General features: G+C 70.4%; 19 protein-coding genes. 9 read left to right on the top strand and 10 right to left on the bottom strand.

Features of this window, described 5'->3' with window-relative positions; all coding sequences use genetic code 11:
* Positions 1-25: 25 nt before the first annotated feature.
* From H4W81_RS11070 to H4W81_RS11060, 3 genes are read right to left on the bottom strand one after another with little or no spacing between them, the layout of a single operon-like run.
* Positions 26-997, bottom strand: a complete 972-nt coding sequence (locus H4W81_RS11070; RefSeq protein WP_192774726.1) for an acetylxylan esterase — start codon at positions 995-997, stop codon at positions 26-28.
* 9 nt (positions 998-1,006) lie between these two features.
* The gene (locus H4W81_RS11065) at positions 1,007-1,714 is read right to left on the bottom strand and encodes a PDC sensor domain-containing protein (RefSeq protein ID WP_192774725.1); all 708 of its coding nucleotides are present in this window, start codon (positions 1,712-1,714) and stop codon (positions 1,007-1,009) included.
* Positions 1,711-2,466, bottom strand: a complete 756-nt coding sequence (locus H4W81_RS11060; RefSeq protein WP_318781662.1) for a FadR/GntR family transcriptional regulator — start codon at positions 2,464-2,466, stop codon at positions 1,711-1,713. The genes H4W81_RS11065 and H4W81_RS11060 overlap by 4 nt, the downstream gene beginning before the upstream one ends.
* Before the next feature lie 71 nt (positions 2,467-2,537).
* Here H4W81_RS11060 and H4W81_RS11055 point away from each other — a divergent pair, with 71 nt between their 5' ends.
* The 4 genes from H4W81_RS11055 (at position 2,538) to H4W81_RS11040 (ending at position 7,035) form a co-directional block, all read left to right on the top strand.
* Positions 2,538-3,722 carry a (Fe-S)-binding protein gene (locus H4W81_RS11055; RefSeq protein WP_225958552.1) on the top strand — a complete coding sequence of 395 codons (1,185 nt, stop codon included), beginning with the start codon at positions 2,538-2,540 and terminating at the stop codon, positions 3,720-3,722.
* Positions 3,719-5,239: an FAD-binding oxidoreductase gene (locus tag H4W81_RS11050; RefSeq protein WP_192774724.1), complete on the top strand. Its 1,521-nt coding sequence runs from the start codon at positions 3,719-3,721 to the stop codon at positions 5,237-5,239. The genes H4W81_RS11055 and H4W81_RS11050 overlap by 4 nt, the downstream gene beginning before the upstream one ends.
* Before the next feature lie 88 nt (positions 5,240-5,327).
* Entirely contained in the window at positions 5,328-5,582 is a 255-nt protein-coding gene (locus H4W81_RS11045; protein ID WP_318781661.1) for a hypothetical protein, read from the top strand.
* A complete protein-coding gene (locus H4W81_RS11040) occupies positions 5,566-7,035 on the top strand; it encodes an APC family permease (protein ID WP_192774723.1) in 1,470 nt (489 codons plus the stop codon). The genes H4W81_RS11045 and H4W81_RS11040 overlap by 17 nt, the downstream gene beginning before the upstream one ends.
* Here H4W81_RS11040 and H4W81_RS11035 read toward each other — a convergent pair.
* Positions 7,018-8,247 (bottom strand): RNA-guided endonuclease InsQ/TnpB family protein, encoded by a 1,230-nt coding sequence (locus H4W81_RS11035; RefSeq protein ID WP_192774722.1) that lies wholly within the window; start codon positions 8,245-8,247, stop codon positions 7,018-7,020. The two genes, H4W81_RS11040 and H4W81_RS11035, sit on opposite strands and share 18 nt — an antisense overlap.
* 139 nt (positions 8,248-8,386) lie before the next feature.
* Between H4W81_RS11035 and H4W81_RS11030 the strand changes: the two genes are divergently transcribed.
* From H4W81_RS11030 to H4W81_RS11020, 3 genes are all read left to right on the top strand, one after another.
* Positions 8,387-9,436 (top strand): LLM class flavin-dependent oxidoreductase, encoded by a 1,050-nt coding sequence (locus H4W81_RS11030; protein ID WP_192774721.1) that lies wholly within the window; start codon positions 8,387-8,389, stop codon positions 9,434-9,436.
* Positions 9,437-9,744: 308 nt separating this feature from the next.
* Entirely contained in the window at positions 9,745-10,032 is a 288-nt protein-coding gene (locus H4W81_RS11025) for an SH3 domain-containing protein (RefSeq protein WP_192774720.1), read from the top strand.
* A gap of 71 nt (positions 10,033-10,103) precedes the next feature.
* A complete protein-coding gene (locus H4W81_RS11020; protein WP_192774719.1) occupies positions 10,104-10,379 on the top strand; it encodes a HesB/IscA family protein in 276 nt (91 codons plus the stop codon).
* Between the two features lie 205 nt (positions 10,380-10,584).
* On the opposite strand, the gene H4W81_RS49225 is transcribed toward H4W81_RS11020, so the two are convergent.
* Positions 10,585-11,796 (bottom strand): sugar kinase, encoded by a 1,212-nt coding sequence (locus H4W81_RS49225; protein WP_192774718.1) that lies wholly within the window; start codon positions 11,794-11,796, stop codon positions 10,585-10,587.
* Positions 11,797-11,926: 130 nt separating this feature from the next.
* Here H4W81_RS49225 and H4W81_RS11010 point away from each other — a divergent pair, with 130 nt between their 5' ends.
* On the top strand, positions 11,927-12,553 hold the full coding sequence (locus H4W81_RS11010) for a bifunctional 4-hydroxy-2-oxoglutarate aldolase/2-dehydro-3-deoxy-phosphogluconate aldolase (RefSeq protein WP_318781660.1): 627 nt from the start codon (positions 11,927-11,929) through the stop codon (positions 12,551-12,553).
* Positions 12,554-12,741: 188 nt separating this feature from the next.
* Here H4W81_RS11010 and H4W81_RS11005 read toward each other — a convergent pair whose 3' ends face one another.
* The 4 genes from H4W81_RS11005 to H4W81_RS10990 all read right to left on the bottom strand — a co-directional run bounded on the left by H4W81_RS11005 (position 12,742) and on the right by H4W81_RS10990 (position 16,106).
* The gene (locus tag H4W81_RS11005; protein WP_192774717.1) at positions 12,742-13,716 is read right to left on the bottom strand and encodes an acetylxylan esterase; all 975 of its coding nucleotides are present in this window, start codon (positions 13,714-13,716) and stop codon (positions 12,742-12,744) included.
* A gap of 336 nt (positions 13,717-14,052) precedes the next feature.
* Entirely contained in the window at positions 14,053-14,223 is a 171-nt protein-coding gene (locus H4W81_RS11000; RefSeq protein WP_225958551.1) for a hypothetical protein, read from the bottom strand.
* A gap of 138 nt (positions 14,224-14,361) precedes the next feature.
* Positions 14,362-15,192: an SAM-dependent methyltransferase gene (locus tag H4W81_RS10995; protein WP_225958550.1), complete on the bottom strand. Its 831-nt coding sequence runs from the start codon at positions 15,190-15,192 to the stop codon at positions 14,362-14,364.
* An 83-nt stretch (positions 15,193-15,275) separates the two neighbouring features.
* Positions 15,276-16,106: a LysR family transcriptional regulator gene (locus tag H4W81_RS10990; RefSeq protein ID WP_318781659.1), complete on the bottom strand. Its 831-nt coding sequence runs from the start codon at positions 16,104-16,106 to the stop codon at positions 15,276-15,278.
* Positions 16,107-16,518: 412 nt separating this feature from the next.
* Here H4W81_RS10990 and H4W81_RS10985 point away from each other — a divergent pair, with 412 nt between their 5' ends.
* Entirely contained in the window at positions 16,519-17,493 is a 975-nt protein-coding gene (locus H4W81_RS10985) for an aldo/keto reductase (protein WP_192774714.1), read from the top strand.
* 163 nt (positions 17,494-17,656) lie between these two features.
* On the opposite strand, the gene H4W81_RS10980 is transcribed toward H4W81_RS10985, so the two are convergent.
* Positions 17,657-22,810 (bottom strand): ThuA domain-containing protein, encoded by a 5,154-nt coding sequence (locus H4W81_RS10980; RefSeq protein WP_192774713.1) that lies wholly within the window; start codon positions 22,808-22,810, stop codon positions 17,657-17,659.
* Between the last annotated feature and the right edge of the window lie 79 nt (positions 22,811-22,889).

Raw genomic sequence — 22,889 nt, 5'->3', positions numbered from 1 at the left:
AGATCCACCGCACCGCGGGAGGTTATCAAGCGGTCATGAACCCGTATTGCGCCTGGGTCAACGCCGCTTCCTGCGCGGCTTCTTCCGGGTGGGCGAAGTGTCCGGTTTCCAGGACGAAGAGCTCCTTCGGCCCGCCGAGGGCGTTGTATACGGCGAACTGACCGGGCGGCGGCACGGCGGGGTCGAACAGCGCGGCGCCGACGTGCACCGGCCTGCGCACGAACGTGGCGGCGGTGGCCGAGTCGAAGTAGGCCAGCACGTCGAGCACCTCGGGATGCCTGGCGTAGTGGTCGCGGACCGCCGCGCCACTGCCCGTGCACGGCAGCGTCACCCGCAGCGGGTGGTTGCCGAAGCTGGGCACGACCAGCGCGCCGCTGGCGAACCTGTCGTCGAAGGCGAGCACGAACGGGCCGATGCCGCCGCCGAAGCTGGTGCCGATGTAGTCGAGCCTGACGTCGCGGGTCTCGGGCACGAGCTCGGTCAGCGCGGTCGCCGCGCACCACATGTCGGCGACGCAGCCGCCATGGATGTAGCTCTCGCGCGCGCCGATGCCGTGCAGGACGTGCTTCTGCGCGTCGGAGGGCAGGTCGGGGTGGAGGCTGCGGGCGGGCAGGCCGCGCGCGCACGGCCAGATGGTCGCCGTGCCGGGGATGTCCACCCGCACCTCGGGGCGGTCCCTGCCGCCGTAGCCGTGGGCGACCACGCGGGCCCTGGTGATCTCGCCGTCGATCGGCACGCTCAGCCAGCCGCCGACCCTGAACCCCTCGACGGAGGTGTAGCTCACGCCATGGAAGCGCAGGCCGTCGGCCTCCCACTCCACGGGGCCGAGCTTGGGCGCGACGCTGACCGCCGTCGCCCGCGCGTGCGCCTCCCTCCAGAACTCCTCGAAGTCCGCCGGTGCTTCGGGCGCCGGTACGGCCAGCAGCCCCTCGAGGTCGTAACCGTAGGTCGGGTCGAAGGCGAAGTCGTGCCGCGGTATCAAGGCCAGCCCCTTCATGCAAGATCGTCAGGCCAGCTTAACTGCCCTTTCCCGCGCGGTGGAAACGATGCGCCACGGCGGGTCAGGCAGCCGCTCGGCCGCCGCTCCCGCCTCCGGCAGCAGCGCGCCCGCGGGCAGCCGCGGCGTGTTGGCCGCCACCACCCTGCCCTCGGCGTTGACCAGCGTCACCTGCGTCGGGCACGCGGCCAGCACGCCGAGCAGCAGCGCCTCGAACCTGGCCGCCCGCACGTCGGCCCCGACCACGCCGAGGAAGCGCCCGTCCACCTGCGCGGGCGTGGTGAAGGTGAGCACGTAGGTGTCGGTGCCGCCGTAGTCGACGTACGGCCCGACCACGTGGCGGCAGCGGGTGCGCTGCGGCACCGAGAACCACTCGGCGGCGGTGTAGTCGTAGAAGTCGAGGCTGTCGGGGTCGAGGTCGACGTCGAGGAAGATCGGGTCGTCCTCGGGCGGGGCCTGCCACCAGTCGAGCCAGCGCGGCCGGTCGGCCAGCACCCCCGGGGCCACGATCATGCCGGTGCCCGCCGCCACTCCGCGCAGGCGGCGCAGGCAGTCGAAGATCTGGGGGCGGACCCGCGCCAGGTCCGCCGAGGTCAAGGACGGGCAGGAGCGGTAGCAGGCCTCCATGCCCGACCTGATCTCCTCCAGCGCGCGGAAGACGTCCTCGACGATCGCCTGGACCCGCTCGGCCACCTGGGCAACATGTGGATCGCTCATCGCCACTCCCGTGCGTCCTGGGTGACAAGTCGCCAATGGAACTCCATCAGACGCTCCGTGCCCCTGTCGAGGTGCTCCTCCGTCAGCGTTCGCGCCCGGTCGGCCTCCCTCGCCGCGATGGCGTCGATGACCTGGCGATGGCTGCGCACGACCTCGTCGGGGTCGACGGCCTCGCCGTACGGGAGCCAGAGCAGTTCGCCGACCTCGGACTGGATGTCGATCTCGGCGCGGGTCAGCCTGACGGACTGGGCGGCGGCGGCGACCTCGATGTGGAAGCGGCCGTCGGCGCGGCGGCGTTCGCCGACCGAGGTGGCGGCGGCGAGGCGGTCGACGAGCTGGTGGAGGCGGGTGACGTTGTCGGCGGAGGCGCGCTGCGCGGCCAGGCGGGCCGCGGTGCCAGCGATGGCGGCGCGGTAGTCGCCGATCTCACGCAGCTCGGAGGTGCTCAGCTCGCGCAGCCTGGTGCGCAGCCTGGTCATCGAGGGATCGGCCGGGCCGCGCACGAACGTGCCGCCGCCCCTGCCGCGTCTGGTCTCGACCAGACCGCGTTCGCGCAGGGCGGCGAGGGCGGCGCGCAGGGTGACGGTGGAGACGTTGAGCGAGGCGGCCAGTTCCAGCTCGGCGGGGAGCTGGTCGCCGTCGGCGATCAGGCCGAGCGCGATGGCCTCGGCCAGGCGCCGGACCACGACCTCCACCCTGCCGGAGCCGTCGTCGACAGGGGCGAAGACCGCCGCGTCGGGGAGCCGGTTCACCAGGACAGCTTATTGCCTTTTGAAATATGAACTCATAGTTTTAAGCGCAACCCGATCTGAGGGAGGCCGCCTTGCCTGATCCCGAGAAGAGGTTCGCCGAGGAGTGGCGCGACGCCGCCTACAACTGTTTCTCCTCAGGACACAAGTTCTGCCGCGAGGTCTGCCCCGTCATGCAGGTCACGCGGAATGAGTCGTGGAGCCCCACCGCCTTCCACGCCAACGTGGTGGCGATGGAGCAGGGCTCGCTTGAGGTGTCGGACGTCGCGGCCGACTACGTCAATTGCACCGGCTGCGGGGCCTGCGAACTGCGCTGCCCGAACTCGCTGTTCACCGGTGACTTCTACCGGTTCCGCACCAGAACCGTCGACCTGGTCAAGGGCGTGCGCTCGCTGGCCGTACGTCAGGGCGTGCACCAGCCGGGCTGGCAGCGCTGGAACGAACTGACGGCGGAGCGGACCCACGAGCCCGTGGCCGACGGGGTCTCGCAGGAGCGGGTGCGCGACTGGGCCCAGGGCCTCGACCTGACGGTGGGCGGCGAGACGATCCTGTTCGTCGACTGCGAGGCCGCCTTCTACCGCCCGTCGGTGCCCAGGTCGGTGGCGCGCGTGCTGGAGCTGGCCGGATACAAGTTCGGGTTGATGAACGAGCAGTGGTGCTGCGGAGGGCCCGCCGCCGAGATGGGCTACGAGGACCAGGCGCGGCGTTTCGCCGAGCACAACCTGGCCGACTGGCGGGCCGCCGGGGTGCGGCGGGTGCTGGTGCTCGACCCGCACGACTACATCACCTTCACCGAGGACTACCCGAAGTACTTCGGCGAGTCCTTCGACATCGAGGTGGTGCTCGTGGTGGAGCTGCTGGCGGCGCTGATCAGGGAGGGACGGCTGGTCCCGCACCTGCCCGTCGAGCGGACCGTCACCTACCACGACCCCTGCAGGCTCAACAAGCGCAAGGGGATCTGGCAGGAGCCGCGCGAGGTCCTGCGGGCGATCCCCGGGCTGACCTTCCACGACGTGGACCGGGTCAGCCAGTGGTCGTACTGCTCGGGCGCGGGCGGCGGGCTCGCGGTGGAGAAGCCCGAGCTCACCGCGAAGATCAGCGAGATGCGCATGGGCAAGGCCGCCGAGCTGGGTGTGGACACCCTGGTCACCGCCTGCCCCTGGGCCGAGCGCCCGCTGACGGCGGCCGGCGAGGCGCGCTCGATCGGCGTCGTGGACCTGCACGAGCTGCTCGCCGAGTCGCTGGGGGTGGCGCCGTGACCGTCACGCTCGGCGATCCCGTGGTGGAGGAGCTACGGGGGATCCTCGGCCACGACCACGTCCTCACGGGAAAGGCCGACCGGCTCAACAGGACCCGGGTGCCCGCGCCGTTCCCCGTGCACCGCTGGGCCGAGCGGATGCCCGACCTGGTGGTCCTGCCCTCCTCCACCGAGGAGGTGGCGGAGGTGCTCAGGCTCGCCCACGCGCATCGCATCCCGGTCGTGCCACGCGACGGGGGGACCGGCCTGACCGACGGGGCGGTGCCGTTGCGCGGCGGCATCGTCGTGGATGTGAAGCGGATCAACCAGATCAAGGAGATCGACCTCGAGAACAGGACGTGCACGGTTGGCACCGGCATCAACGCGCTGAAGCTCAACGAGGTCCTTTCACGGCACGGCCTCCTCTACCCCGACGACCCCGCGTCGTATCCCTGCTCGCTCGTCGGCGGCCGCATCGGCACCAGCGGATGGTCGCTCATCGGCTCGCGCTACGGCCACACCCGCGACCTCGTGCTCAGCTTCGACCACGTGCTGCCCACCGGGCGGGTCATCCACGTCGGCGACGGCATCGGCCGGAAGATCACCAAGTCGTCCAGCGGCTACCAGCTGAAGCACCTGTTCATGGGCCACCAGGGCACGCTCGGCATCGCCACCGAGGCCACGCTGAAGCTGTTCCCCAAGCCCGAGGCGGAGTTCTCGCCGTTCTGGGCCTTCGACGACTACGACACCGCCTACCGGACCGTCGGGCAGCTGGCCAGGGCGGGCGTGGCGACGTTCGCGGGCGCGGTGCTGTTCGACGAGTGGAAGGTCGCCTACCTGCGGCGCGACGACGAGGCCTACATCCCGCAGCCCGCCTCGGTGAAGGCGCTGGTCTGCGCGGCGCTCTACGGCTACGAGGACGAGGTGCGCGCGGGCGGCGGCCGGCTGATGCGCATCGCCCGTTCGATGGGCGCGCGCTACCTCGGCGACGAGATCTCGCAGGGCGACTGGGCCGCCCGCCACGACCGCTACGCCACTCCCCTGCACGGGCGCACCCGCTCGGGCCAGGTGGTGCCGATGAGCTGGCACTGCGAGGACGCCGCGATCAACTACACGAACCTGCCGGCCGTACGGCTGGCCTGGCACGAGATCGCCGACCGGCTGCGGCGCGCCTCCGACGTCTTCGACGACTGGGGCATGTTCGCCTACACCAACGGCGCCACGGGCGCCGACTACCTGACCGAGATCGACATCGGCATCTGGGAGCAGCGCCTCGACGACGCCGCCTGGGCGGCGTGGGTGGCGGCCAAGCGCGACCTCGCAGCGGTGGCGCTGGCCCACGGCGGCTCGATCAGCGCCTGCCACGGCTCGTGCCGCGAGGGCGAGGTGGACCTGGTGCCCGAGGAGCTGGGCGGCGGGTTCGACGTGATGCTCGCGATCAAACGGGCGATCGACCCGCACAACATCATGAATCCCGGCAAGTACCTGCTCGACCGTGCCTATTCCGATGCCTATCCCGACCCGGACGGCGCCCCATGACGCCCTCACCGGGACCGGCCGAGGTCCCGCCGCCGAGCCGTACCGAACCACCCGCGCCGACCGACGAGCCGCCAGGCGAGGAGGAGTCGTGAGCTACCGCTACCAGGACGAGATGACCCCGCCGCCGCCCGAGCGCGCCTCCGAGGTGGCGGTCACCCGCTTCGAGCACGTCTACGAGGTGGATCCCGCGCTCATGACCGAGCACGTCACCCAGCAGACCTTCCCCAACTGGGACACCCTGCGCCTGGTCCGCTCCCGCGCCGACCATCTGGCCTGGATGCACGCCCACTTCGCCGACAAGGTCGTCTCCGGCGAGGAGTTGCTCGATGACCTCGACCGATGACGGCAGGCTGGCCGATCTCGGCTACACCTCCGAGTTCCGCAGGGACATGAGCCTGTGGGCGAACTTCTCGCTCGGCTTCACCTACCTGTCGCCCGTCGTCGGGATCTACACGCTGTTCGCGGTCTCGCTGGCCACCGGGGGGCCGCCGATGATCTGGAGCCTGCTGATCGTCGGCGCGGGGCAGTTCCTGGTGGCGCTGGTGTTCGGCGAGATCGTCTCGCAGTACCCGCTGACCGGCGGCATCTACCCGTGGGCGCGCCGCCTGTGGGGGCGCAGGTGGGCGTGGATGACGGGGTGGGTCTACCTGATCGCATTGCTGGTGACCATCGCCAGCGTGGCGTACGGCGCGGGGCCCTACCTGTCGGCCTTCCTCGGCATCGAGGTGGGCACGACCAACACGATCCTGTGCGCGCTGGTCATCCTGGCGGTCGCGGTGGCGATCAACCTGGCCGGGACCAGGGCGCTGGCGATGGCGGCGATCGTCGGGTTCACCGCCGAGCTGGTGGGGGCGCTGGCGGTGGGCGGCTGGCTGCTGTTCACCCAGCGGCACCACGGGCTCGGCGTGCTGTTCGACTCGTTCGGGGCTGGCGCGGAGACGGGCTATTTCGCCGCCTTCCTCGCCGCCGGACTGATCGGGATATTTCAGTATTACGGGTTCGAGGCGTGCGGGGACGTCGCCGAGGAGGTGCCCGACCCGACGCGCCGCATCCCGAAGGCCATGCGCATGACGATCTACGTGGGCGGGGCGGCGGCGACGTTCGTCTGCCTGGCGTTGCTGCTGGCCGTACCGGACTTCGGCGCGGTGATCTCCGGCGCCAGCGCCGATCCGGTCTCCGAGGTGCTGACCGCCGCGTTCGGGCCCACCGGGCTGCGGGTGGTGCTCGGCGTGGTGCTGCTGTCGTTCCTGTCGTGCGCGCTGAGCCTGCAGGCGGCCGCCGGCCGGCTGCTCTACTCCTACGCGCGCGACGGCATGATCGCCGGCAGCGGGCTGTTCCGCAGGTTCTCGGCGGCGCGGCACGTCCCGCCGTACGCGCTGCTGGTCGCCGCGGTGGTGCCCGCGCTCGTGGTGCTCGGCTCCATCATCTCGGCCGACGCCCTCGTCAAGATCATCTCGTTCGCGACGCTGGGCATCTACCTCGGCTTCCAGATGGTCGTGCTGGCCGCGCTGCGCGCGCGGCTGCGCGGCTGGCGGCCCTCCGGTCCCTTCACGCTGGGGACGGCGGGCCTGGCGATCAACGTCGGCGCGCTGGTGTACGGCGTGCTGGCCATCGTGAACATGATCTGGCCGAGGACCCCGGGCGCTCCCTGGTACGACAACTGGCTGGTGGCGCTGTCCGGCCTGGTCGTGGTGGGACTGGGAGCGCTGTACCTGTTCACCGCCAGGCCGTACGACGGCGTGGCCCCCGCGGGCGACGCCATCCCCCAGGAGGAGCGATCAACTGCCGCCGAGTGAACCCGGCGGCCTGCTCTCACGGTCCCGTCTGGCTGAAGGGAGGCCTGTAGCGTGTGGGGTGTTGACAGACCCCCGGCCCACAACGCCAAGTCGGGCGATGTTGAGAGCCGCGATGTGGTCGGCGTGCCCAGCGAGGCCACACCTGGTACAGAGGAACCGGCCGCGAGCTGGCCGGTTCCTCTTGCTCACACACCCGCATCGCGGACACGCCTGGCTGGTGTAGGCCGGGTCGACCAGGGTGAAGGCGATCCCGGCCCGCGCGGCCTTGTAACGAGTGAAGGTGATCTGCTGGGCGAAGGCCCAAGAGTGCAGGGTGCGCCGCTGGAGCCGGTGAGCCCTGACCCTCGTCCGGATGCCGGCCAAGTCCTCCATGGCGACACCCCTGGCGGTGCGTTCGGCTTCGCGCACCACGAATCCGCTGATCTGGTGATTGAGGTCGGTCATCATCCGGTGCTCACGTACGGACAGGCGGCGCAGCACGCGGCGCGCGGAGGATGTGGCCTTCCGCTGCAGCCGCCGGCGTTGGCGGTGCCGGCGCTCGCGCAGTGCACGCACATGACCGTTCCCTGCGATCGTTCCGGGCAACACCTTGCCTGGCAGCACAGCTCCATCGGAGGTGACCGCCAGATTGGCGATCCCTTGATCCACCCCTATGAACCCGTTCGCCGGATCGGCGGTCTCTGGCCTAGGGAGCGTGACGGCCACCTGCAGCAGCCACACGCCACCCCGGAGTACCAGATCGGTCTCCCCGACCGGCAGCGTCTCGATCGCCTTCAGATCTGCCTCCCGCCCGCTGTAGGGCACGGTGAGACGTCCGCCAGGGGTCCAGATCGATACCGTACGGGCGTCGCGGCGGAAGCTGAGCATACGGGCGTCGAACGGCACCGCCCCGTGCGGCCGGAACAGGTGCGCGCGCGTCTTGGCGCTGCGCCGGTTGGCGTAGGCGCCGGCGACCCGAGCGATGGCCCGCACCGCCGCCTGCGCCCCCAACCCAACAAATTCGGCCCGCACCTGGTAGTAGGCCATCCGATGCAGTTCCACCACCGTGAAGGTGCGCGATCGCCAGGCGATCTTGGAGATGAAACTGGCCGCCGCGTTACACAGCGCTGTCGCCGCGCTCAGCGCTTGAGCCTGTTCGGAGGTGGGCGAAAGCCGTACCTGCACCACCGAAGGCAAACCGTCGTGTTTTGCCTGAGACCTTCGCAACGCCATCGCCGTGCACCTCCTGTCCCAAGCGTTTAGCCCATCGGACAAGTTACCGAATGCCATCGAAGCTTTCCATAGAGTTATCGAAAGGAGGGTGGCGTCTCTTCCGAACTTCAGACCCCGGGACTCGACGCCACATCATCAGATGAAGTTCAGTTACGTGATGCTGCCCGACTACCCCCTGCAGGACTCCCTGTCGGCGATCAGGCTGGCCGACGAGCTCGGCTTCCACGCCTGCTACGCCGCCGACGAGACCTGGCACAAGGACCTGTGGCTGCTGTTCGCCGCGGCCGCGCAGCAGACCAGCAGGATCAGGTTCGGCCCGAGCGTCTCCTCGGTCGTGCTGCGCGAACCCACCCTCATCGCGCAGGCCGCCGCCACCCTCGACGAGCTCAGCGGCGGACGCGCCGAGGTGGTCCTCTCCAGCGGCAACTTCGGCCTGCTGGCCCAGTACGGCATCGACTGGACGGTCACCAAGCCGCTGTCGCGCGTGAAGGAGGCCGCGCACGTCGTCCGCACGCTCCTCGACGAGGGCGCGATCACCTTCGAGGGCGAGTTCTTCCGGTACAACGGGCTGTTCACCTTCGCCAGGCCGGTGCAGGAGCACGTGCCGGTGAAGCTGGGCGCGATGCGGGGGCCGCGCTCCTTCCGCGCGGCGGGCGAGCTGTCGGACGGCGTGCACCACGCGCTCAGCTACACCCGCGAGGCCTACGACTACCTGGTCACGGAGTTCAGGGCGGGAGCGGAGAAGGCGGGCAAGGACTGGTCGTCGATGGACATCGGCGCCTGGGTCGTCTTCGCCACCGGACCCGACTCGGCGGTGGCGAAGGAGGCGGCCCGCAGCATGGTCGGCCTGTACGCCTCGTCGATGCCGGCCGAGCAGCTGGAGCGCAACGGGGTGGACCCGAACGCGATGAAGCCGATCGTCGACGCGTTGGGGGCGGGCGATCTGGCGCGGGCGATCGAGCTGACCACACCGGAGCTGGGCGACCGGCTGTCGATCGCGGGAACGCCCGAGGAGTGCGTGGAGAAGATCAGGAGGGAGATCGAACCTTCGGGGGTCAACCACATGATCCTGGCGGTGACGGACGCGACTCTGGTCAAGCAGTTCATGGGACGTGACCTGCCGGAGGTGGCGTCCGTGGAGACGCAACTCCAGCTCATCCACGACCGCATCATGCCCGCGTTCACCTGAACAAGCACGGTCCCTCACCTCCGGCTCGGGGCTCCCTTTCCCGGGGGACTCCCGTCCCCCTCCCACCCCTGTTGACCACGCGACTCGGGATCCCGGAAAACACACTTACGGGATCCCGTACCACCTCTGGCCCTCGATGTCGCAAATAGGGCACACCGGTGATCCTGGTCCCTCCGGTGCAGGAGGTAGATCAGATCAAAGATCCGAAGGGCGTATGAAGATCGGGGCCTGACTACTCAAAACCAGATTTATCTGCCTATGGTGGGACAAAACGGTCGGCGGAGACTCCTCGGCAGAAGGAGGTCGCGATGCGCGGACGCATCTGCTTCACGGGAGCGATTCTGCTGGCCGTCACCGGACTGTCCGCCGGCCCGGCTCAGGCCGCGCCCACCTGCGTGTACGTGGTGGATCCGCCCTATCCGGCCGACCTGTGGGTGCGTTCGGGCCCTGGCACGCAGTACGAACAGGTCGACGACGTCGCCTTCGGCGCGACCGTGGAAGGCACGTGCCGTACCAGCGGCGACTGGACCGCGGTGTGGGGCTCGAACGGTTTCCACGGCTGGGCCTACTCCGCCTACCTGGATGAAATCGGCTGAGCATCTGTGTAGGGCCGTCCTGAGGGGGCAAGGACTCCGGATCCCGCAACCGAGAACGAGGAGGAGCCGTCGTGCTCACCCTGACACCGAATGCAGCTCAGGTCATCAAGGATCTGACCGCCCAGCAGGATGTGGAGGCCGCCGGCATCCGCATCTCCGCACAGGGGGAGGGCCAGGGATCCCTGGTGCTCAGCATGGCCACCGCGCCCGAGCCCACCGATGAGGTGGTGGAGACGGAAGGAGCGCGTGTGTACCTCGACCCCGTGGCGGCCAGCGTGCTGGACGACAAGTCGCTCGACGCCGACACGGATGGGCAGGGTGGTGTCGCCTTCCACGTCACCGAGTGACGAGCCGCCCCCAGGTGGGGCGCCCGAGACCTATCCCGAAAGAGTGCCCTCCACCACGGAGCGGCACTCTTTCCCATACGCCGCCCCATGTGATCGGAGCCTGGGCCCGTCGCGCCTTACCGCCGTCGCATCGGGGGGTGTCGGGGCGGGGCGTGTCGCCGTCTCGTCGGTCTCGTGGTGTCTTGTGGACGTCTGGTCGGCTGTGCTAGCGGCGGAGGAGGGCGGCGGCTTCGGCGGGCGAGGGCAGGCCTTCGACGTCGCCGTACACCTCGACGATGCGTCCGGCCAGCTCGCTTCCCACCCACGCGGCGCGCTCGGGACCTGCCCCCGCCAGCCGGGCCGCCAGGTACCCGCCCAGGAGCGCGTCACCGGCGCCGACCGGGTCGCGCACCACCCGAGCGGCACTCGGCAGGTGCACGGGCGCTCCATCCGCGCCCAGGCAGTAGACCCCTTCGGCCCCCGCCTTCAGCACCACCTCGATCCCCCGCCCCACCGGGGCCCAAGAACCAAGCAACCCCTCTCGCCCCTCCGGCCCCGCCTCCTGCGCAACACCCGCGAACGCTTCTGGCTCCGCACCGCGGGCACTCTCCCCAGCACCCCGGGCAACGTCTCCCCCGGCAGCCCGGTCATCACCTCGCCCGATCTCCTGGGCGAAGTCGCCGACGACACCTCGCGCGGTCTCTCCCCCGCTGACGGCATTTCCGGCGAAGTCCGGTCCCTCGGTCGAACCATCGAGGTTTCGCCCGGCGGCGGCCCAGGCGGTCGAGGCGGCGGCGAAGACGGCGGCCGGGTCGGTGGTGCCGAAGAGGGGCTCGGCCTCGTCCTGGCCCAGCACCAGCAGGTCGGTCAGCGGCAGCAGCTCTCGGACCGTCGCCAGCACCCGGTCCTGCCGTCCCAGACTCGGGCGGAGGTTCGGGTCGAGGACCAGCAGCGCGCCCGCCTCGCGTGCCCCGTCCGCCAGCGCCCGCACCAGGCGTTCGGGGCCCTCGCCCAGCGCGATGGTGATGCCGCTGACCACGATCGCCCTCGGCCTGGTGGCCAGGATGGCGGGCGCGTCTCCCTCGTCCATGCCCGAAGCGGCCGAACCGCTTCTGTAGTAGTGGACGCGCCTCGCACCGTCCGGCCGTACCTCCTTGAAGAACACGCCCGTGGGCCGCGCGGAGTCGCGGCCCACCAGAGAGGTGCCGACGCCGAGGGCGCGGGCGGCGTTCAGCACGCGCTCGCCGAAGGGGTCGGCGCCGACGCGGGAGGCGAACCAGGCGGTGCCGCCGAGCCTGGCGACGGCCGCGCACACGTTCAACTCGGCGCCGCCGACGTGCACGTCCATCCGTTCGGCGGTCGCCAGATCGGCACCCTGCGCGGGCTGGAGCAGGACCATCGCCTCGCCGACCCCGACCACGTCCGGACGAATCACCACGTTCTCCTAGGTTCGCGCACACTTGATCGGTGACGATACAGGCTGGGGCTACCATGCAGAGCAATTGACAGTCTTGCAATATGTGCGAAAGCATCCCATATATCGCAATCCATTTCCACGGAGGCACATCGTGCGGGATTTCAGATGGCGGTTGGCCGAGCGGATGGTGGCGGACAGGGTGATCGGCATCATCCGCGCGTCCTCGGCGGACCTGGCCGTCTCGTACGGCACGCGGCTCGCCGCCGCCGGACTCGGCGCCATCGAGGTCTCCCTCTCGACGCCCGACGCGCTGGACGCCATCGGAACGCTCGTCGCCCAGGAGCGCGACGCGCTGGTCGGCGCGGGCACGGTGATCGACCCGCACCAGGCCGTGCTGGCGATCGAGGCGGGCGCGCGGTTCCTGGTGTGCCCCACGCTCAGCACCGAGGTGATCCGCACGGGCAACCGTCACGGCGTCCCGGTGGTGGCGGGGGCTTCTACACCGACTGAGATCGTCGCCGCTCTGGAGGCGGGCGCCGACCTCGTGAAGCTCTTCCCCGCCTCGCAGAGCTCTCCCAAGGCGCTGCGAGACCTGCTGCAGGCGCTGCCCCATGCCCCGATCGTGCCCACGGGCGGCATCACCTCGGCCACCGCGGCCGAGTGGATCGCGGCCGGAGCGGTGGCCGTCGGGATGGGCGGCGAGCTCACCAGAGGCGAACCCGAGGACACGGAGCCCCGCGTGCGCGCCCTGCTGGACTCAGTCAAAAACCTCGGCTGACCGCGACGCGACCTGTCTGCCGGACCCTTAGCCAGGCGATCCACGAGACACCCTGCCTGGCCCACTCGTCAGGAGGCGCCGCGGGGGCCGCGTGCGCGTCCGGCCGAGTCGGCCTTTCTGCGACCGTCCGTCGGGTCGGCGGTGGGAGCCGGGGCCGGTGCGGCGTGCCGTACCGGCCCGTTGGGATGTCAGCTGAACAGCTTGCTCACGTAACGGAGCTGCTCCTCACGCTGGAACCCGCCGCCGCCCTCGTGGTTGTTCCACGGCCAGACGGTGATCTCCTTCGGCCCCTGCCAGTGGTTGTAGGCGGCGAAGACAGTGGAGGGCGGGCACACGTCGTCCATCAGCGCCACCGAGTACAGCGCGGACGCCTGGCCCCTGGCGGCGAAGTTCAGGCCGTCGAAGTACGACAGCGTGCGGAACACGGTCTCGGCACTCGGCCGCTGGCTGGCGAGGAAGCGGACGATCTCCTGGTAGGGGTCGCGTCCGGTGATCTCGACCGCCCTGCGGAAGTGGGTGAGGAACGGCACGTCGATCAGCGCGCCCTTCACCGAGGGGGACAGCGCGGCCACCGCCTGGGCGATGCCGCCGCCCTGGCTGCCGCCCGAGACCACGATCCTGTCGCCGTCGACGGCGGGGTGCCCCACGGCCACCTCCACCGCCCTGACGGCGTCGGTGAAGACCCGGCGGTAGTAGTAGTCGTCGGGGTCGAGGATGCCCCTCGTCATCATGCCGGGCGCCTGCGGCGACTGTCCGCCGTGGGGGTCGGCGGTGGCGCCGGGACTGTTGAGGCTGTGCCCGCCCTGGCCGCGCGTGTCGACGACCAGCACCGCAAGACCCGCGGACGGCCAGGCCAGGTGGTCGTGGACGAAGCCCCTGCCGCCCGAGTAGCCGATGTACTGCACGACGCACGGCACGGGCCCCTCGGCGCCGCGCGGCACCACGAGCCATCCGTTGATCCGGTCGCCACCCCATCCGGCGAAGGAGATGTCGTAGGCGTCCACGGTGGTCAGCGGGAGGTCGTAGGGAGTGAACGCGGGGGCGAGGTCGTGCTCGGCGGCCGCGGCCAGCGTGCGGCTCCAGAAGGCGTCGAAGTCGGCGGGCTCGTCCCGCTCGGGGCGGTACTCGCGCAGCTGGTCGAGGGGGAGGTCGAACAGGGGCACAGGGGTCTCCCAAGGGGTCGTTCAACGGGCCCTGACATTCCACCCCATCCACCTGTGAAAGCGCTATCCCTACCCGCCGGTTCCCGCCGAGCGAGACAGGCACGAGCGTTCTACTATGACCGGTCGCCTGCGAAGGGCCCGCCCAGAGGACGTCGCGCACAAAAACTCCATCGCAAAGGCCCGCCACACGCGCGGCCCACCAGCAGGCCTGTCACGCCCTTCAGACTCGCCGGAGAAACGGCGCGCCTGGAGACCGTCACGGGGAGAGTGACACGCCTGAAGGTCCGTCGTGGGTGACCGGTCAGCCGGGAGCTTCGGCCTCTTGGGCAGGGTGGGTCAGTGGCTGGCGAGCCGGCCGGCGAGAGATTTGTGGAGTTCGGCGCTGCGCTCATTGAGTCCCACGACCGTCACCATCTTGCCCCGCGCCGCGTACTTCGTCTCCACCGCGTCCAGCGCCGCCACCGACGAGGCGTCCCAGATGTGGGCGTTCGTCAGGTCGATGCGCACGTCATCAGGATCGTGTCGCCCGGCAGGTCGCGCCTCTCCTCCGGGCTGAATCCCAGCGGCTTCATCCGCTTGGCCGGCGGATGTCAGTCTCGCTGTAGAGAGGGAAGCCGCCGGCGGTCCGCTCGGCGACGGCCTCCGTCACGTCAGGTCGGACGACACCCGCCCGACGCCGCCGTCGACGCGCAGCCGCGGCGCCTCGTCCAGCAGCGGGATCTGCGCCTCGTCCTCGTGGCCGAGGCGCCACTCCTGCACCGGCACGAGACCTGGGCCGATGAGGTCGAACCCCTCGAAGAACCGCTCCACCTGCTCCCGCGTACGGAAGGTGGCCTGCGCGGGCGAGTTCGCCGTGGCCATGGTGAGCTGGGCGATCGCCTCAGGCGAGCTCTCCGCCATCGTGTGGGACAGCACCAGGTGGCTGCCGGGCGCCATCCGCTCCCTGAACGCCGCCACGATGCCGCCCGGGTCCTCGCTGTCCATGATGAAGTGCAGCACCCCCACCATCAGCACGCCGACCGGCTGGTCGAAGTCGATCAAACCGGTGATGTGCGGATCGCTGAGGATCTCACCCGGCTTGCGCACGTCGGCCTGGATGCTGGCCACGCCGGGGGTCGTGGCCAGCAGCACGTCGGCGTGCATCCGCACCATGGGGTCGTAGTCCACGTAGACCACCCGGCACGCGGGGCTCACCTCACGGGCGGTCTCGTGCACGCTGGGCGAGGTGGGAATGCCGGTCCCGAGGTCGATGAACTGCCGCACGCCCTGCTCGGCCAGGTGGCGCACCGCCCTGACCATGAAGAGCCGGTTGGCCCGCGCCACCAGCCTGGTGTCGGGGGCGACGGACAGCAGCCGGTCGGCGACCGCCCTGTCGACGGCGAGGTGGTCCTTGCCGCCGAGCAGATAGTCGTACACGCGGGCGGAACTCGGCACGCTGGGATCAACACCTGGAGGAACCCGCTCCAGCTCGCTCAAGAGTGTCTCCTTCACCTCATTCAACGTGATCGCCATGCTATCGGTGCCGTCTCGACCTTCGCCCGCCCGCTGCCGGGCCCGAGCTAGGCGAAGCTCCGCAGGAACGCCGTGACGGCCGGGCGGTGGTCGGCGGCGCGCCAGGCGACGGCCAGCCGGGCCGGCGACAGCCCGGTGACCGGCCGGGCGACCAGGCCAGGACGCCGGTACAGCTCGGCGTTCCCCTCCGCGAGCAGCACGAGCCCGAGCCCCGCCATGACCGCCTCGAAGACGCCGTCGGGCGAGGACGCCTCGCCCCCGACGATCGTCCCTGGGCCGCCGAGCCAGAACTCCCGCAGCGGCCCGGCCGCCTCGGGCAGCGCCACGAAGGGCTCCTCGCGCAGCTCGGCGAAGTCGATCTCCTCCCGCCCGGCCAGCCGGTGTCCCTCGGGCATCGCGACGAACCGCCGCTCGGTCGCCAGCACCTTGGTGGCCAGGCCCTCGGGGGCGGGCAGCCACACGAAGGCGACGTCGGAGCCGCCGTCCGACAGCCCGGCGCTCGGGTCCTCCCACCCGACCACGCGCAGCGACACCATCCAGCCCGGCATCCGCTCCCTGAACCGCCGCAGCGCCTCGGCCTGGATGCCCCGCCCCACGGCGGTCTGCAGGCCGATCACCAGCGTGCCGGTGGGGGCGGCCTGCCGTACCAGGTCGAGGCCCTCGTCCCAGCGGGCCAGCAGGTCGCGGGCGACCGGCAGCAGCGCCGTGCCCTGGCGGGTGAGCACCAGGCCGCTCGGCACGCGGTCGAAGAGGGTGAACCCGAGCTGCCGTTCCAGCGTCCTCAGCTGTTTGGACAGCGCGGGCTGCGACACGAAGAGCCGCTCGGCGGCCCTGGTGACGTTCAGCTCCTCGGCGGCGACCACAAAGCTCTTAAGCAACCTGAGATCCATGCCGCTACCAGGGGTTATGTTGCAAGAAGATCATTTTGACCAACCGCGCGATCCTCGATCAGGTGGACTCGGAGACGGCCACTCTACGTGGACGGAAACATGCACCCGCCTCCCGACTCCTGCTCGTGCGCGAATCTCCCGCATGTTGACGCGGCCATGGGCAACGGGGACGTGAAGCAGCGCCCTGCCTCGAGATCAGCGAACTGGCGGGTGATCTGGTCGGGCCGGTTTGCGGACTCCTTGGCTAACAAGATCCATACGAGTGCGTCGGGCCGTCCTCCCTGCGTCCTGAGGGGCCCATGCCAGGAGTACCGCCTCTCACGCAGGTGCATCTCCATAACCATCGGTTATACCGGGATGTCTTGGACACGGCCAGAAGCCGGCCTGCAGGATCGGGGGCATGAGAACTCTTGGGAAGCTCACCGTTCCCCCGATCGGTTTCGGGGCGATGGTCCTGTCACCCGGCATCTACGGCGAGATCGACGACGACAGGGCCATGACCGCGCTGCGTCACGCGCTCGACGAGGGCGGCACGCACATCGACACCAGCGACGCCTACGGGCCCGACGGGCACAACGAGCGGCTGGTCGGCCGGGCGATCAAGGGCAGGAGGGACGAGGTCGTGGTGGCGACCAAGTTCGGCCTGGCCGTCCCCGAGGGGGTGGAGACCAGGTCCATCCCCGTCGGCTACGCCTTCGGCGAGCTGCGCGGCAACGCCGATCCCGCCCTGGTCCGCGGCTACGCCGAGCGCAGCCTGCGCAACCTTGACACCGACGTGATCGACCTTTACTACCTGCACTACCCCGACCCCGGCGTGCCCGTCGAGGACACCATGGGCGCGGTGGCGGAGCTGGTGAAGGCCGGTCTGGTACGGCACGCGGGCCTGTCGAACGTGACCGCCGACCAGTTGCGCCGGGCCCATGCCGTCGTGCCGATCGCGGCGGTCCAGGTGGAGTGGTCGATGTGGCGGCCGATCGAGCCCGACCTACTGGCCACGGCGAGGCAGCTCGGCGTCGGTGTGGTGGCGTGGAGCCCGCTGGGCTCGGGCTTCCTGACGGGCGGCGTCTCGAAGCTGGAGGAGGGCGACTTCCGGCACAACGCGCCGCGCTTCGAGGCCGCCAACCTCGCCACGAACAACGACAGGTACGCGCCGATCCGGCACCTGGCCACCGAGCTCGGCATCACGCCCGCCCAACTGGCGCTGGCCTGGCTGCTGCACCAGGACGAGCACGTGGTGCCGATCCCCGGCAGCAGGACGCCGGCGCACATCAGCGAGAACCTGCAGACGGCGGGCATCGCGCTGCACGCCGACACGCTGAAGCGGCTGGATGAGGCACTCGCCTCCTTCCAGGTGGTCGGCGGCACGCTGCTCTAGAGGCGGGGCACTGCTCTCCAGGCAGGGCATTGCTCTAGAGAAGGGGCACCGCTCTAACAGGCGCGCGCTGCTCCAACAGGCGGGCGCTGCGCGAACAGGCGGGCGCCGCTCCAACCGAGGATGCCCCTTCCCATCATCAGGAAGGGGCATCCTCGGTCGCAGCTCAGCGCCGGTCGGCGATCAGTGCGTCGGCGTCACGCTGGAGCACGGCGCGGGCGGCCGCGTCCGCCACGCTCTCCGCCTTCTTCCTGAACTGCTCGAGGATCGTGACCGAGGCCACGGAAGGCGTCTGCTCGGCCGCCTTCAGCAGCGCCAGCAGCGGGGCGCGCTCGCCCTGCTCCAGCTCGAACCGCTCGATCAGCGCCCGCACATCGGCATAGGAGGTCGTGACGGTGAACGTCACGACCTTCTCGCCGGTGTTGCCCGCCTTGTCCTTGGCGGTGACGCGGACCGTGTGCTCGCCGAGCGCCAGCGGATGCAGGTCGATCGGCTCCCCGAGGTCCACCCGCTCGCCGTCGAGCGTGGCCTGCGCCGCGCCGTCCAGGCCCGACCCGGCGTCCTCGGCCGTGGCGGTCGGCGTGATCTGGGCGCTGTCGCCGTACGCGGCGGCCAGCTCGCCCACGGTCAGCGTGGGCGCGGTGGCGTCGATCCTGAACGCGATCTCCTTGGCCTCCTCCTTGTTGCCCGCCTTGTCCTGCGAGCGGAACGCCACGGTGTGGGCTCCGTCGGCCTTCACCTCGACGGGCGCGGTGTAGGGCCGCCATTCCTCCCCCAGCCGGTACTCGGTCCCCGCCACGCCCGAGCCTTCGTCGGCGGCGGTCAGGGTGAGCGTGACCGGGCCGGTGTGCCAGCCCGACGGCCCCGCCGCCGACGACAGCTTCGCCGTGGTGACCGGGGCCGCGGTGTCCTTCGGGCCGCGGACGAGGGTGAAGTCGTCGACGTCGAAGTCGGCGCCGTTGAACGTCAGATACAGCTTCGCCGTACCGCTGGGAACGCCCGTCAGGGCGGTGGAGACGTCGGCGTACGACTCCCACCCGCCGGTGGCGGGGACGGTGACGCTGCCCAGCACGGGCCCTGAGGGCGAGCCGGTGCGGATCTCGAAGCCGCCCGTCGGACTGGGCGCGGCGACCCGGGCCTTGAAGGCGGTGACGCCGGTCAGGTCCACGCCGTCGTAGGCGGCCCAGTCGCCGGGATTGACGAAGCCGAGCACGGTGCCACCGTGGGCCGGCCCGTGCGGGTAGGTCTGCACGCCGCCGGCCTGCGACCAGTTCTCCGCCTGGACGACGGTGTCGCCGGTCGGCGGGCCGAGCTCCTTCACCCTGATGTCACGGAAGGAGACCTCGTCGCCCGCGCCGTGGTTCTGGAGGCCGATGTGCCCGTCCTTGAGCGAGCGGTTGGGGTCGGTGTTGGTGTAGTCGTTGACCTGGACACCGTTGAGGAAGACCCGCACCCGTTCGCCCTCGACGCGGATCTCGAAGGTGTTCCACTGTCCGGGCGGGTTCAGCGCCTTGTCGCGGGCGGCCAGGTCGGCGGACTTGAAGCCGTAGACCGCGCCCGTGGTCTTCTCCGGGGCGTCGGTGGCGTCGATCTGGATCTCGTAGCCGTTATTGACGGCCGACCACGGGTCCGTGGAAGCGGGGAAGCCGATGAAGACGCCCGAGTTGTCGTCTCCCGCCATCTTCCAGTCGAGCTTGAGCGAGTAGCCCTGGGTGAACTGCTGGGCCTTGTACCAGTACAGGCCCATGCCGCCCTCTGAGGTGAGGGTGCCGTCGGGGGCCTGGACGAAGCGGCCGGGCCCGGCCTGCTCCCACCCGGTGGTCAGCGGCGTGTACCCGCTCTCGGGGCGGCAGTCGGCGTGCGCGGCGCCCATCGCGTAGTCGAGTCCGCCCTTCAGGTGCTTCCTGAAGTCGGGCTCGGCGAAGGACTCCTTCGTGTGGCCGCCGCCGGTGTAGAAGGACCTGCCCTTCTCATACGGCTTGCACCAGGCGATCGGGTGGTCGCCGCCCATGCTGCCGCCCGAGTACGAGGTCTCGTCGAGGGTGGCCAGCACGTGGGCGTGGGTCCGCGCGTTGGTCCGGTAGTTGTACCACTCGTCGGTCCGCTCCCAGACGGGCGACAGGTGCGCGGTGGAGGGGTGCGCCCTGTCCGTCACCTTGACCTTCGCCTTCTGGATCGCGGGATGCGAGGCGAACCACGCGCCGACGAGGTCGCCGTAGAACGGCCAGTCGTACTCGGTGTCGGCCGCGGCGTGGATGCCCGCGTAACCTCCGCCGCCCTTGATGTAGGCCTCGAAGGCCGCCTGCTGGGCGGCGTCGAGCACGTCTCCCGTGGTGTTGAGGAAGACGACGGCCTTGAACCTGGCCAGGTTGTCGGCGGTGAAGGCGGCGGGGTCCTCGGTGGCGGTCACCTTGAAGCCGAGGTCCTTGACGGCCTGGATCCCGGCGTCGATCGAGTCGTGCCTGAAGCCTGCCGTACGGGAGAAGATCATCAGGTCGCCCGCCTGCGGCGGCGCGGGGGTCGCGAACCGCTGGTTCGCGCTGCCGTCGCAGGCTCTGATGACCAGCTGCGCGGGGTCGGCGCCGTCGAGGCACCTGGTGCCGTACACCTTGATCTGCTCCCCCGCCACGGTCCAGCTCTGCGCCGGGGTGCCGTTGCAGGTGTAGAGCTGGACCTTGGTGCCGTCGGCGTTGACGCCGCCCGCGACGTCCAGGCACTTGCCGAGCGCCTTGATCGTCGCGCCGTCGAACTGCCAGGTCTGGGCGGCGGTGCCGTTGCAGGCGTAGAGCTGCACCTTGGTGCCGTCGGCGCTGTTCCCGCCCGCGACGTCGACGCAGGCGCCGCCCGGCCCTCTGATCGCGCCGATGACGGGGCCCCCGGTGGCGGGCTCCTTCGACAGCGTGAAGTCGTCCAGGTCGAACAGCGCGCCCGAGCCGCCGGTGAAGACCAGGTAGAGGGCGCCCGAGGCGGCGGGGGCGTTCTCCAGCGGCGCCGAGACCTCGACGAAGGTCTCCCAGCCGCCGGTCACCGGCACGGCCGCCCTGCCGAGCAGCGGGCCCGTGGCCGAGCCGGTGCGCACCTCGAGGAAGCCGCCGACGCCGCCCGACGACACCCTCGCCCTGATCGACTTGGCGCCGTCGAGGCGGTAGGGCCTGAAGGAGATCCAGTCGCCGTTGTGGACGTTGCCGACGGTCTTGCCGCCGTGCGCGGTGGCCTTGTTGATCTGCGAGACGCCCTGCATCGTCGCGTAGTGCTCGGCCTGGCGGTGCCTGGGCTGCAGGATGTGCTGCGTATGGGTGGTGAGGCCGCCCTTGTCGGTGTAGGCGGCGTCGAAGACGGCGAAGATGTTGGCCGCGTCGTCGTGCTCGCCGTCGACCGGGATGGTCAGCTCGCCCTCGCAGCCGTCCTTGGCGGTGATCTCGTGGCCGTGGCTGTCGTGGCCGAGCACGTAGGTCATCCTGACCTTGGCGCAGTCGGCCGTGCCGTCCTCGGGGTCGGTGACCCTGACGTCGTACGGCACGCTGTCGCCCCAGTCGAACAGGGTGCCCTCGTCCGGCAGGTCGATCGTCACGGTGGGCGCGGTGTTGCCGGAGGTGATGACGACGCTGGCCGTACCGGTGTTGCCGCCGGGGTCGCGCACGGTCAGGGTCGCGGAGAACGTGCCCTCGGCCGTGTAGGTGTGGGTGGGGTTGGCCTCGGTGGAGGAGCCGCCGTCGCCGAAGTCCCACGCGTACGTGATCGCCTGGCCCTCGGGGTCGGTCGAGCCCGCCGAGGAGAAGGCGACCGTCAGCGGGGCCTTGCCCGAGGTCCTGTCGGCCTTGGCCACCGCGATCGGGGAGCGGTCCCTGCCCTTGATGTACTCGTAGCGGTACAGCGCCGAGTTGGCGTCGCCGCCGAAGTAGCCCGAGCCGTAGTCGAGCACGTACAGGGCGCCGTCTGGGCCGAAGGTCAGGTCCATGACCTGGGTGCCGGTCCAGGGGAAGTTCGCGATCGCTCCGTCGGCCACGTGGATGGCCTTGATCCACCTGCGGCCGAACTCGCCCGCGAAGAAGTTCCCGTCGAGCTCCTGCGGGAACTTGACCGCAGAGTTCAGGCCGGCGTCGTAGCGGTAGACCGGGCCGCCCATCGGCGACTCCGAGCCGCTGCCGAACTCGGGCGGGCTGCCCGCGTCTCCGCCGTACCTGATCCAGGCCGGCAGCGCGGCAGGCAGCTTCGGCAGTCCCGTGTTGCGGAAGCTGTTGTTGGCCGGGCCGCCCGCGCAGTCGTACGTCGCGCCCGAGGGCCCGCTGGGGAAGGTGTACTCGTTGTAGGTCTCGACGGGGGTGTTCGTCCCCGTGCAGTACGGCCAGCCGTAGTTGCCCGGCTTGTCGACCTTGTTGAACTCCACCTGGCCGCTCGGGCCGCGGTTGGGGTCGGTGCTGCCCGCGTCGGGCCCGTAGTCGCCGACGTAGACGACGCCCGTCGCCCGGTCGACGCTCATCCTGAACGGGTTGCGGAAGCCCATGGCGTAGATCTCGGGCCTGGCCTTCTCGGTGCCGGGCGGGAACAGATTGCCCGCAGGGACGGTGTAGGTGCCGTCGGCGGGGTTCACCTTGATCCGCAGGATCTTGCCGCGCAGGTCGTTGGTGTTGGCCGAGGTGCGCTGGGCGTCGTAGGCGGGGTTGCGGTTCGTCCGCTCGTCGATCGGCGCGAAGCCCGCCGAGTCGAACGGGTTGGTGTCGTCCCCGGTGCTCAGGTAGAGGTTGCCCTGCGCGTCGAAGTCCATGTCGCCGCCGACGTGGCAGCACAGGCCGCGGTCGGCGGGCACCTCGAGGACGGTCTTCTCGCTGGCCCGGTCGAGGCTCCAGTCCGGCTTCAGCGTGAACCTCGACAGGCGGTTGACGCCCTGCCACGCGCTCCAGTCGGTGCCGGTCGCGGGCGCGTCACCGGCGGGGGTGCTCAGCTTGGGCGCGTAGTACAGGTAGATCGTCCGGTTCGTCGCGAACTGCGGGTCCACGGCGATCCCCTGCAGACCCTCCTCGTCGTGGGTGTAGACCGGCAGCGTCCCCGCCACCGCGGTCTCCCCCCTCGCGTCGGTACGGCGCAGCGTGCCGTCCCGCGAGGTGTGCAGGACCGAGAGGTCGGGCAGGACGGCCATGGTCATGGGCTCGCCCATCTCGGCGACGCCCTTGGCCAGCTCGACCCGCTGGTAGTCGGCGGGATCGATCACGGCGTGCGCCTGGGCCGGCGCGGCCCCTGCCACGGTGAAGGTCACGGTGCCGGATAAGGCCAGGAGTAAGGCGCAGGTCTGCGCCAGCCATCGGGGGGTGCGAACGGACATGGCAGTGCGTCCCTTCGGCGGATTTCCGTCACGTTTCGCCGTAACCGTAAGATCTCTGGCGAACTACGTCCAGATATTT

It is taken from the genome of Nonomuraea africana (assembly GCF_014873535.1).
Taxonomy (GTDB): Bacteria; Actinomycetota; Actinomycetes; order Streptosporangiales; family Streptosporangiaceae; genus Nonomuraea; species Nonomuraea africana.
This window is presented reverse-complemented; position numbering and strand designations above follow the sequence as displayed.